Source organism: Halanaerobium sp. (genome assembly GCF_003070835.1).
In genome coordinates this window covers 1-11,884 of the sequence record NZ_QBLR01000103.1, presented here as the reverse complement: position 1 = coordinate 11,884, position 11,884 = coordinate 1, and the positions used below count along the sequence as shown (strand labels likewise).

The following is an 11,884-nucleotide window of genomic DNA, read 5'->3' as shown; positions in this document are numbered from 1 at the left end:
GATAAATAGTAGTTTAATAAAACTAAAGATTCCTTTATAATAGAGTATGAGGTGAAGCAAATGAACAATGATATAACAGCTGTTGAAGGAATTAAAGTTGGACATGCTGAAAACCAAGATACTGGAACAGGTTGTTCTGTAATTTTAGCTGAAGAAAATTTTACAATTGGAGCAGAAGTCCGCGGGGGAGCACCTGGAAGCAGAGAAATAGCTCTTATAGACAGTAGAGCAGCTGTGGATCAGGCAAATGCCGTGTTTTTAAGTGGGGGTAGTGCCTATGGGTTAGATGCCGCTGGTGGAGTCATGAAGTATTTAAAAGAAAAAAATATCGGTTTTGAAACAGGTGGTGGAGTTGTGCCGATAGTTCCTGCGGCAGTTGTTTATGACCTGGAATATAAGACAAACCACTTTCCTGATCAAAAAATGGCATACCAGGCCTGTTTACAGGCAAATAGCTCTAAGCAAAAAAATAAAAGTATTGGAGCCGCCACTGGAACAACTTGCGGAAAAATTAGTGGTATTAACTATGCAAGCAAAACTCTACTTGGACACGCCTCAATTAAAATTGGTAATCTTATTATAGGCGCGTTGGCTGTAGTTAATGCCTTTGGTGACATAAAAAATCCTGATAACGGTCAAATTATTGCTGGAGCTAAGAATAAAAATGGAGATTTTTTAAATACTGAAAAAGTTATTCTCGAAAAGCCAAAAATCAACCTAGGTTTTTTAAGACACAATACAACTTTGATTGTAATTACAACAAATGCAATTTTAAATAAATCTGAAGCCAACAGAGTTTCAATGATGGCACATAGTGCTTTAAGTAGGACAATTTATCCAGTCCATACTCTTTTAGATGGAGATACCATATTTACACTTGCCTCTAATAAATTTAAAGCTGATACTAACCAGATAGGAATTGCTGCAGCTGAAGTCGTGAAAAGAGCAATAATTTCTACTGCAAAAATAAAATAAGCAATATCTGACTTGAAAAAACTACAGTAATTTAATATACTATAAAATGCGGCTTAAAATTTTATTGCTTTATTATCTTAAAGTATTAAAATAATTATATTATTAGAGGAGGATATTATGTTTGGTAAGAAAAAAGATTTAAGCTTAACAGATCGATTTTTAAATCGAATAGAAAGAACAGGAAACAAACTACCACATCCAGTTATTTTATTTTTCATATTATCTTTAGCTGTTTTAGTTTTATCATGGTTTGTCAGTTTATTTGAAGTTGCAGTAACGCATCCTGGTACTGGCGAAACTATTAGAGCAGTTAATTTGCTGTCTAAATCAGGTATTCGCAGGATATTTACTGAAGCAGTTGGAAACTTTACTGGCTTTGCTCCATTAGGTGTAGTTCTAGTTGCGATGCTTGGTGTTGGAATAGCTGAAAAATCTGGCTTGATTTCAGCAGCACTGAAAAAAACTGTCTTAAGTGCACCAGATAAATATATTACTGCAGTTGTGATCTTTGCTGGTATTATGTCTAATATAGCTTCAGATGCGGGTTATGTTGTTTTAGTTCCTTTAGGAGCTGTTATTTTTGCAGCTAAAGGCAGGCATCCAATTGTTGGATTAGCAGCGGCATTTGCCGGTGTTTCAGGAGGTTATAGTGCAAACTTACTTGTTTCAACTCTTGACCCCCTTTTAGCTGGTCTTTCACAAGAGGCAGCACAGCTGCTGGATGCGGGATATACAATTCCCCCAACAGTTAATTATTACTTTATGGTTGCTTCAACTTTTATAGTAACTATTATAGGTACCTGGGTAACTGAAAAAATTATTGCTCCCCGTTTTGGCGAATATACCGGTGACCATGAAGAAAATTTAGACGAAATTAGTGCTGAAGAAAACGCCGGTTTGAAATCAGCAATCATTTGGCTTGGAATTACTTTAGCAGTTATTTTATTAATGACAGTACCCCAAAATGGTATTTTAAGAAGTGATGAAGGTAATTTAATTATGGGCTCTACTCCCTTTGTTGGAGGTATGGTACCTTTAATTGCAATTTTCTTTTTAATTCCTGGGCTTGCTTACGGAAAGAAAACTGGATCAATTAAAAATGGAGATGATGTTGCAAAGTTTTTAGACGAAACAATGGCTGGTATGGGTGGCTATATTACACTTGCTTTTGCAGCAGGACAGTTTGTTGCCTATTTTAACTGGTCAAAATTAGGAACAATTCTTGCAATAGGTGGTGCAGATTTTCTTCAGGCAATTAATTTTACCGGACTACCACTAATTATAGTCTTTATATTAGTAGCCGGTTTGATTAACTTATTTATTGGAAGTGCATCTGCTAAATGGGCTATTATGGCTCCAGTTTTTGTGCCAATGTTGATGCAGCTTGGGTATTCACCTGAGTTCGCCCAGATGGCTTATAGAATTGGTGACTCAACAACAAATATTATTTCACCATTAATGCCATATTTTGCAATTATCATAGCTTTTGCAAAAAAATATGATAAGGATGTTGGGATTGGTACTCTTGTTTCAACAATGGTTCCTTACTCAATAGCCTTTATGGTTGGCTGGACAATTCTATTAATAATCTGGTTTATCTTTAATTTACCAATTGGACCAGGTGGAGTATTATTTTATTAATATAAAAAATATAGCTGATTAAAAAAAGGCCCTGAAAAGGGCCTTTTTTAATCAAAATTTATATTAATCTATTTAATACTTAACTCTTTTACCTGTAACAAAAAATATTGTTTCTTCACCAATATTAGTAGCATGATCTCCAACTCGCTCCAGAGATTTAGCTAAGTTAATATGTTGAACTATTTGTTTAATATCTTCTCGATTCTCTGTTTTACTAATCATTTTAATTGCTTTATGGTAAATATCTTCATAAAGATTATCTGCTTTTTCATCCATTCTGCAGGCAGCTTCTGCCAGATCAGCATTTCTTGTAGAAAATGCTTCTAAAACTACATCTAACATATCTCTAACTATATCTGCTAATTCTGGAATCATAACTAATGGTTTTAAAATGCCATCATGCTTTAATTGCAGCAAAATCTCTGCAATATTGGTTGCTTGATCTCCTATTCGTTCCAAATCATTTGCAATTTTAATCATTGCAATACTAAACCAGGTATCAGCTGCCAGCGGTTGATCCAGGGTCAACAAGCGCGAAACCTCTTCTTCAATAGTAATCAAATAATTATCTACAACATCATCTCTACTTATAATTTCATGAGCTGAATCAACATCTACATTTTCTAGTGCCTTCATTACATTCTGCAGCATTCCCTCTGCTACTTCACTCATGTCACTGAGATCACTAAGAAGCTGTTCACGCTTTTTTTCGTACACCTGTTCCATTGGACTCACTCTCCTCTTTTAAATTTAATAAAGTTAAGTTTTAATATTTAGTTCATATTAAAATATTCTTGACAGAAACCTAAAATCCTGCCTTTTTTGAAATTTAATTTAGGCAAAAATCTCTTTTGCTGTTTTTTCAATATGTTTTACTGCATACCGAATATCTTTTAAACTTAAGTCTAAATGAGTAACAGCTCTTAATTTACCATCTAATCTGCTAACTCGAATTCCTTTTTCTAAAAGTTTATCAGCAAATAAATCAGTCTTGTTCTCAGCTACTGAAAAAAGAACAATATTAGTATCCACTGTTTCAGGATCTATATTTAATCCCTTTTGATCAGCAATTGTTTCTGCTAACATTTTAGCATGTTTATGATCTTCTTTTAACCGCGAAACATTATGTTCTAAAGCAAAAATACCACCAGCTGCAATAATTCCAGCTTGTCTCATTGCTCCTCCTAATCTCTGTTTCCAAAATCTAGCCTGTTCAATAAATTCTGCTGATCCTGCCAGCACAGAACCGACTGGAGCTCCAAGGCCTTTACTTAAATCGAGCCAAATTGAATCGAAATACTGTCCATATTCAGCTGGATTAACATCTGCTTCTACTGCTGCATTCAACATTCGTGCCCCGTCCATATGCATTTTTAAATTATTTTCTGTAGCCAACTCAGCTATTTCCTTGATTCTAGCTAGAGGCCAGATTCGTCCCCCACCTAAATTAGTAGTCTGCTCAATAGAAATCACCTTAGTTTGAGGACTGTGATAATCATTATCTCTAATCGCCTCTTCAACCTGTTGAGAAGTAAAAATACCACCTTCACCTTGTAAAGCATTAATTGAAACACCTGATATAACAGCAAGAGCAGCACTCTCATAATGTATCGGATGAGCTGTCTGATCCATAATTATTTCATCACCCTGATTGGTATGTACAGCAAAAGAGATTTGATTAGCCATTAAACCTGATGGTAAATAAATCGCTTCATCTTTACCGAGCATTTCTGAGGCCATGCGACAGAGACGATTTACACTTGGATCTTCACCTAATTGTTCATCTCCAACCTCAGCTTCTGCCATGAATCTTCTCATATCTTGAGAAGGTCTGGTGCCTGTGTCACTAAATAAATCTACTTTAATTTCCATTTTAAAACCCCCACTTTTATTTTATTATGTTAAATAATATAGATCTAATAGCCTAAAACAATAGAGAAATCAATAAATAAAATAATAAACCTCCACTTACCGTATAAAAGATATTTTTGGTTTTATAAGCAACTAACAGTGTTGGAAAAAAAGCAACAAGAGATGTATTTGCCAAACTAAAATAAACACTTCCATTGCGAAGCAGTATCGAAGGTGCTAATAATGCTGAAAGAACAGCAGCAGGAATAAAACTCAACCAGAGAACAACTTTTTCCGGAAGTTCTTTATTTCCCAATAAGAGCAGTGGTATGATTCTTGGAATAAATGTAACAACAAACATACCAATAATCATTAAAACAAATTTAATTACTTCCACTGATATACACCCCTAAAAAAGAAGCCAGAACAGTAGCTAATATAATATTCCAACTGCCGTTGATAGTTAAAGCAAAGAAAACTGACAGTAAAGCTGAAAAAGCTCCTACTATAATTTCACTTTTTGAACTAATCTGCATCACTAATAAAACAATAAACATCGCTGGCAAAACAAAATCCAAAGCTCCACTACTTCCAAAATTAATAAATCCAGTTAAAAAAGCTCCAATAGCAGAACTAGAAACCCAACCAAGATATGCAGTTAACCCAAGACCAAAGAAAAATCTATGCTTATTTTGTTGATTACCTATTTTACTCATTCCAACGGCAAAAGATTCGTCGGTAATTAAAAAGCCCAGAAAAGGATAATAATAAACTGGTAAATTTCTAAGATGCAGGCTTAATGACGCAGATAAAAGTAAGTGTCTTAAATTAACTAGAAAGGTCATGGCAACTATAGCCGCTACAGCGGCATCTGATGCTATCATTTCTATTGAAACAAGCTGAGCCGAACCGGCAAAAATAAAAATAGACATTAATGTTGCTTGAAGTGCAGATAAACCTTTACTAACAGCAAGCATACCAAAAGCCATACCAATCGGTAGATATCCCAAAACTATTGGAATTGCTGCTTTTACTCCATTTATAAAATTTTGATCTTTTATCTTTTTACTTATTGTTTCTTTATTTACTCGCTTCTCAGTACTCTGTGACATAAATTAATTCTACTCCTTTCAAAACTAATCCAGTTGACGTGGATCTAAAGCATCTCTCAATGCATCCCCCAAAAGATTAAAGCTTAAAACAGTTATTATAATAGCCAGACCAGGGAAAATCGACATCCAGGGCGCCTGAATTAGATATTCCTGCCCACGATTCAACATAGTTCCCCAGGCAGCAGTTGGCGGTTGAATTCCTAAGCCCAAGAAACTAAGGCCAGCAACTACAAGAATAGAAATTCCTATTCTCAAAGTGGCAAGAACTATCAAAGACGAAATAGAATTTGGCAAAATGTGATGATATAAAATTCTAAAATCACTGGCACCTAAAGCTTTTGCTGCTGCTACATATTCTTTTTCTTTGATTTGCAAAACTATAGAACGAGTTAACCTGGAGAAATTAATTAAACCTGTAACTCCAACAGCAATTATAATATTAAAAACACCTTTTCCTAGAGCAGAAATGATAGCAAGTGCCAGTAAAATGAACGGAATAGAATTCCAAATTTCCACCAAACGCATGATAATCATATCAACCTTACCACCATAATAACCAGCCATCAGTCCTAAAGTGACTCCTAAACTGGCATTTACCAAAACTGCTGCAAAACCAACTCCCAAAGCTATTCTTGCACCATAAAGAACTCGAGAAAACATATCCCTGCCAAAATCATCAGTTCCAAACCAGTGTTCTAAAGAAGGCGCTGAATATGTCATATTGCTGTAATCAATTTCAGTTGGCGAATGCGGTGCAATAAAAGGAGCCATAAAGGCTGCATAAAAAATTAAAGCAAGAATTAAAATAGCTATTTTACCACCATAACCTCTATTGAATTCTTTGAGCGTTTTGACATAAAGATCATTTTCTTTAAATTTAAGAAAGATACTAGTTTTAAATAGAAGCAGCAAAAGAGTAATTAAAATAATTACTGAAAATATCGTAGCCAATTTATATTCCCAACTGCTCCAAATTTTGCCTTCTATCAACCAATTCTTATAATTTACATATATTTGAATCAATAATAGTATAAATAAAATAACTTTCTTTTTCAAATTTTAACACCCCAATTCTACTACTATTTGTAGCTAATACGTGGATTAATAAAAACATATATTATATCTACCAGAAGATTCACTACAACATAGAGCATTGATAAAATTAGAATTGAGCCAAAAACTAAGGGTTGGTCTCTAAACTCAACTGCTTTAACTGCAAGCCTTCCTACCCCAGGCCAGGCAAATACTGACTCAATTAAAATAGCTCCCCCAAACATCATAGCTAATTGGTTTCCAATATTAGTGATAATTGGAATCAAAGCATTTCTAAAAGCATGTTTTAAAATAATTACCTTCTCAGCAACCCCTTTTGATCTTGCAGTTACTAAGTAATCTTCTTTCATAATATCAAGCATTGATGATCTAGTTAAACGGCTTGTGCTGGCAATCATAACCGTACTCAATGAAAAAGCTGGCAAAATTAAATGTTTCATACCATTTAAAGTCCATATCCTACCACCATATCCCGAAGAGGGAAATATTTGAAAGTATACTGAGAATAAATAAATAAAAATAATCCCTGTAAAAAAAGCAGGTACTGAAATACCAACAGTGGCAATAAACATACTTAATAAGTCAAATAGTGAATCCTTCTTAACCGCAGCAATTACACCAGTTGGTATCGCAATTAAGACAGCAATTATTAGCGAAAGTGTTCCTAGTTCAATTGTAGCTGTCATCCTCCTACCGATTATATTAATAACCTTATCACCATAATAAATAGAATCAAGTTCTCCTGTTAAAAAATTTTTTAACATTAAAAAATACCTAACATGAAAGGGTTCATTAAATCCGAATTTTTCATTCAAAGCTTCTATAGCTTCTGGAGTCACATTAGTTCCCAGCATTATAGCCGCTGGATTACCAGGAACAAGCTGCATAATCCCAAATAATATTAAGGAAACACCGATTACAACTGGAATTAACCAGAGTAATCTTTTAATGATATAAGCAAACAAATTGTTCACCTCTTTCTAAAAAGACTATGCAGATAGTCAATGCTATCTGCATAGTAATTTAAGATAGTTTATCTTTATTTTAAAACGACAGATTCCTAGAATCTATATTTATTCTTTATAAACGTTAGCTGTTGGGGTAACCAAAGGAATTAAAAGAGAATTTCCTGGTTCTAACTCTCTTACATTATCCTGCATAACATAGATTTGTGTAGAATGTGCAAGTGGATGGAAAACAAGATCCTCAATTAATACTTTTCGCAATACTTTCTTATAAAGGTCTTCTCTTGCTGCCTGGTCAGAGATAGTTCTTGCTTCTTCTAACCACTGATCAACTTCTTCATCCTGGTATTGAGCTCTATTTAGAGCACCTTCAGATTGGAAGAATCTATATAGCCAATAATCTGGGTCTGGATCTGAAACAAATCTTAAGAAAAACATGCCAATTTCACCACGGCCCAGCATATCCCACATTGTTCCAAACTCCATTGCATTAACTTCAGCTTTTAAGCCTGCTTGGTTTAAAGCAGTTACCATTGCTTCAGCTGTCTTAACTTGATTAGGGCGACTATTTGAAACATAAATTTCAGCTATATAATCAGCCGGGAGAACACCGTCTGCCTTTAATTCTTCAAACTTTCTGGCAGCAGCCTCGGGATCAAATCCAACAGCATTGTCCCTTAAGAAGTCTCTATCCTCAGGCCATAATGTAGGTGGCAACATAGAATAAGCTCTTTCGCCTAAAATACCAAATATCTGAGGAATTATTTGATCAAATGGGACAGCTTGAATTACAGCTTCTCTAAATTTCCGCTCATGTGTAGGTTCCATTTCGAAATTAAAGCCTAAGAAATTAATACCAGCTCCGGCAGCTGATTTAACCTGAAAATCAGGGTTTTCAGTAAAAGAATCCAACTGACCAACATCTAAGTTAACACCAAAATCAATGCCTCCACTGCGTAATTCCATCGCTTGAGTTGCAGATTCTGGAATAGATCTAATAACTAATTCTTTAATATTTGGAACCTTATTCCAATGTTCTTCAAATGCTGTTAAAACTATCTGATTCCCAGCATCCCACTCTTCCATTTTAAATGGTCCAGCACCTACTGGATTACGGCCGAGTTCTTCATCACCAATTTCTTCTGCGTAATCTTTAGGAATAATACCAAAAGTCATGGCTAAAATAAATGGAGAATAAGGTTCTTTTAAAGTAAATTTAATTTTGTAATCATCAATAACCTCAATTGCTTCAACTGATTCTATTTTAGATTTTAAACCAGAACCATAATCAGGATTTAAAATGCGCTGATAAGTATATTCAACATCTTCAGCAGTCAACTCTTCTCCGTTATGAAATAATACTCCCTCTCTTAACTCAAAAGTATATTCTAATCCATCATCAGAAATAGTCCAATCTTTTGCGATGCCAGGAACTATTTTGTTAGCCTCACCATATTCTACAAGCCCATCAAAAAGTAATGATGCGACTCTTTCATTAACAGAAATAGTTGTTTCCCCTGGATCAAGATTACTTACCTCATCTTCTATCCCCATTACAAAGCTTTCTGTTTCCTGTGCCTGCACAGCTGAAAAAGCTGAAACCATAAATAATGAGATCAATAATAAAACTAAAAACTTATTTTTCATTATACTTCCTCCTTATAATACTCTGTTATATTTTATTCTCTAGAACTATCTACAAAATCAACAAAATCTTTAAATAACTTCAACTGGATCGGGTCCTTATCAGCCATCATTTCAGGATGCCACTGTACACCAACTAGATATGGATAATCAGTATCTTCTACCCCCTCGACAAAACCATCTGGTGCAACTGCAGAAACTGTCAGCCCATCACCAACTTTATCTACTGCCTGATGATGATAAGAATTAACTGCAACCTTATCGCCAGCAAAAACTTTAGCAAGGCGAGTATTTTCCTTTATCTCAAGCTTGTGAGTTTTATAATATTTCGGAACCATTAGAGCCATATGCGGAATTTTACTTTCATCATTATTACCACAAACATCTACTTTCAAGGAGCCACCATAATAAATATTTATTAGCTGAAAGCCGCGACAGATTCCTAAAATAGGTTTTCCCATCTCTAAGGCCATCTCCAAAATTTTCAATTCCCATAAATCTCTTTCAGGAGAGATATTACCTAAATTTTTCTCAGGATAAGAATTATATAAAGCAGGGTCAACATCGCTACCACCGGGCAAAATAACACCGTCTACCTCATCTAAGACTTCTTGAATATATTTTTCATCATTAATTCTTGATTCAAGATAAGGCATAATTAAAGGTATTGCACCAGCCATACTCAATGATTCAGAATAATCTTGAGTAACTAAAGAAAATTCTACTCCTTCTAAACTATACTGCTCTCCCATTTTTTCTGTTGGTACTTTAAAAGATGTAATCAAAATTTTCGGGTACATGCTCTTCCTCCATCCTCTTTCTATTAAAAAAAATTTATTGTTGATCACTGAAGTAATATTTTTAAAAATTATATCAATCTTTAGTATTGTTGTCAACTTTGAATATTTTATCACATTAAAGCATGATTTAATTATGAATTCACTTAAAAAAAGGCAATTCAAGTTTTATAAACCCTTACTTATATAAGTTCTTCATCCACCGGTTTTTTTCCTGCATTAATTATTGAATTCTATTCTTATTCACAATTCTTATTCAACTGCAACCCAGACAGAGTAACCTTTTTCAGCAGTTCCCTTGACCTTAAACTGACCATTCGCATCATTATCAGTTTTTACTTTTTCATCAATATTCCCCGTGTAATCATAGTATTCCGTATTCGGCTGACCAGAATTAACGGTTTTTTCAATAATTTCTCCGTGCTCATGTTTAGTAATCATCATTACTAAACCACTGCCAGGATGGTCTTGATCACCACTTCGAATATAAGAATAGGTGTTTTTATCATTTGACTCACTCTCATAAGCATCACCATAAGCAAACTTTTTACGGGCTTTAATTAATTTATCAATAACATCTTTTAAGCCAAAGTGATGGTAGTCCTTCCAAAAGACTTTAGGCACACCATCTCTGCGCATTAAAATATAGCAGTAAGCTTGAAACTTACGCTGTGCAATCGCTTCTGTACCATATTCATTTTCTGCATCTCTTTCTGTGTCATGATTTTCAATAAATGTTATTGCTCTCCTCTTATAACCTTGCCGATTTACAAGGCCTTTTGCTCCTAACCAACGCATGTCTAAATCACCATGCATCAGTTCGATAAACCGTTCTCGTAGGGGAAAATCAAAAACATGTAATTTAGGATGATTTATAGCATCCAAATAATTAACCAATGTATCGACATCATTAATCCAAGCTTCACCAATATAAAATAAATCCTTAGCTGAAGCTTTATCTGTTTCTTCTATAAAGTCATGAATCATAGAATTATCTACATGTTTACTAGCATCAAAGCGAAAACCATCAAATCCTATTTCGTTAATAATCCACTTTCCCCAATTTATGGTGTCTTCGCGCACAGCTGAATTTTGATAATCTAAGTTAGCCCCCATTAAAAAATCTTCATCAAAAGAATCATCCCATTCTTTGGTATTAAAAAGCATTTCACCTGTTTCTTTAGTTAACTCATTCCAATCAGTACCGTCAAAACAACTCCAGTCTAATTTTAAAGAACTATATTTATCATTTCGGCCTGGAAAATTAAATTTTGTCCAAACTTCTGCATCAGAACAATCTTTTAACTTAACTTTTTCTTTTTCATCACCACCCATTCGGTGATCTAAAACTGCATCATATAACAATTTTAAGTCATATTTATGCAGTTCAGCTATAGCCTGCATAAGTTCTTCTTTAGTTCCATATTTTGTTCTTTTAGAACCTTTTTGATCAAACTCTCCTAAATCCCAAAGATCATAAGTTCCATACCCTACATCAAAAACTCCTCCAGCACCCTTATTTGCAGGCGGAAACCAGAGCAAATCAAAACCTGCTTCACTTATTTCTTTAGCTTTCTCAGCCAGCAAAAGCCACAAATCTGCTTCTTCTGGATATTCTTCTGCATATTTCCCAGTATTCATCTCCCAATAAAAAGTTTGTAAAATAACAGGGTTTTCCAAAATAAATCCTCCTCCTGCTTAAATTTTTTATAATTTTATTATGCTCCTAAAAAATATTTAAATATATAAAACCCCGCCCAAGAACCCTGGACGGGGTAAGTTGTCTTAGTTTATACAGTTTTAAACTCTATAACTTAACAACGTTTTCAGCTTGTGGACCACGGTC

Annotated in this window: 11 protein-coding genes; 2 read left to right on the top strand and 9 right to left on the bottom strand. The window is 34.4% G+C overall.

Translation table 11 applies throughout. From position 1 onward, the window contains the following. Positions 1-60: 60 nt before the first annotated feature. Together CI949_RS11200 and CI949_RS11195 are read left to right on the top strand one after the other, a co-directional pair. The gene (locus CI949_RS11200; protein WP_290766522.1) at positions 61-975 is read left to right on the top strand and encodes a P1 family peptidase; all 915 of its coding nucleotides are present in this window, start codon (positions 61-63) and stop codon (positions 973-975) included. 117 nt (positions 976-1,092) lie between these two features. Beyond that, the gene (locus tag CI949_RS11195) at positions 1,093-2,616 is read left to right on the top strand and encodes an AbgT family transporter (protein ID WP_290766519.1); all 1,524 of its coding nucleotides are present in this window, start codon (positions 1,093-1,095) and stop codon (positions 2,614-2,616) included. Between the two features lie 72 nt (positions 2,617-2,688). On the opposite strand, the gene phoU is transcribed toward CI949_RS11195, so the two are convergent. The 9 genes from phoU to CI949_RS11150 all read right to left on the bottom strand — a co-directional run bounded on the left by phoU (position 2,689) and on the right by CI949_RS11150 (position 11,718). Beyond that, on the bottom strand, positions 2,689-3,342 hold the full coding sequence (gene phoU / locus CI949_RS11190) for a phosphate signaling complex protein PhoU (RefSeq protein WP_290766516.1): 654 nt from the start codon (positions 3,340-3,342) through the stop codon (positions 2,689-2,691). Positions 3,343-3,450: 108 nt separating this feature from the next. Next, on the bottom strand, positions 3,451-4,488 hold the full coding sequence (locus tag CI949_RS11185; protein ID WP_290766513.1) for a low specificity L-threonine aldolase: 1,038 nt from the start codon (positions 4,486-4,488) through the stop codon (positions 3,451-3,453). A gap of 52 nt (positions 4,489-4,540) precedes the next feature. After that, positions 4,541-4,864 (bottom strand): AzlD domain-containing protein, encoded by a 324-nt coding sequence (locus tag CI949_RS11180; RefSeq protein ID WP_290766510.1) that lies wholly within the window; start codon positions 4,862-4,864, stop codon positions 4,541-4,543. Next, positions 4,851-5,579, bottom strand: coding sequence for an AzlC family ABC transporter permease (locus CI949_RS11175; protein WP_290766505.1), 729 nt, complete (start codon positions 5,577-5,579; stop codon positions 4,851-4,853). Before CI949_RS11175 ends, CI949_RS11180 begins: the two co-directional genes overlap by 14 nt. Positions 5,580-5,603: 24 nt before the next feature. Further along, a complete protein-coding gene (locus CI949_RS11170; RefSeq protein WP_290766502.1) occupies positions 5,604-6,530 on the bottom strand; it encodes an ABC transporter permease in 927 nt (308 codons plus the stop codon). Positions 6,531-6,658: 128 nt separating this feature from the next. Continuing rightward, positions 6,659-7,606, bottom strand: a complete 948-nt coding sequence (locus tag CI949_RS11165; protein ID WP_290766499.1) for an ABC transporter permease — start codon at positions 7,604-7,606, stop codon at positions 6,659-6,661. A gap of 99 nt (positions 7,607-7,705) precedes the next feature. Continuing rightward, complete coding sequence (locus CI949_RS11160; RefSeq protein WP_089655361.1) at positions 7,706-9,244, bottom strand: ABC transporter substrate-binding protein; 1,539 nt, start codon at positions 9,242-9,244, stop codon at positions 7,706-7,708. Positions 9,245-9,276: 32 nt separating this feature from the next. Further along, a complete protein-coding gene (locus tag CI949_RS11155; RefSeq protein ID WP_290766494.1) occupies positions 9,277-10,041 on the bottom strand; it encodes a gamma-glutamyl-gamma-aminobutyrate hydrolase family protein in 765 nt (254 codons plus the stop codon). Between the two features lie 249 nt (positions 10,042-10,290). Beyond that, positions 10,291-11,718 carry an alpha-amylase gene (locus CI949_RS11150; protein WP_089655365.1) on the bottom strand — a complete coding sequence of 476 codons (1,428 nt, stop codon included), beginning with the start codon at positions 11,716-11,718 and terminating at the stop codon, positions 10,291-10,293. Positions 11,719-11,884 lie beyond the last annotated feature (166 nt).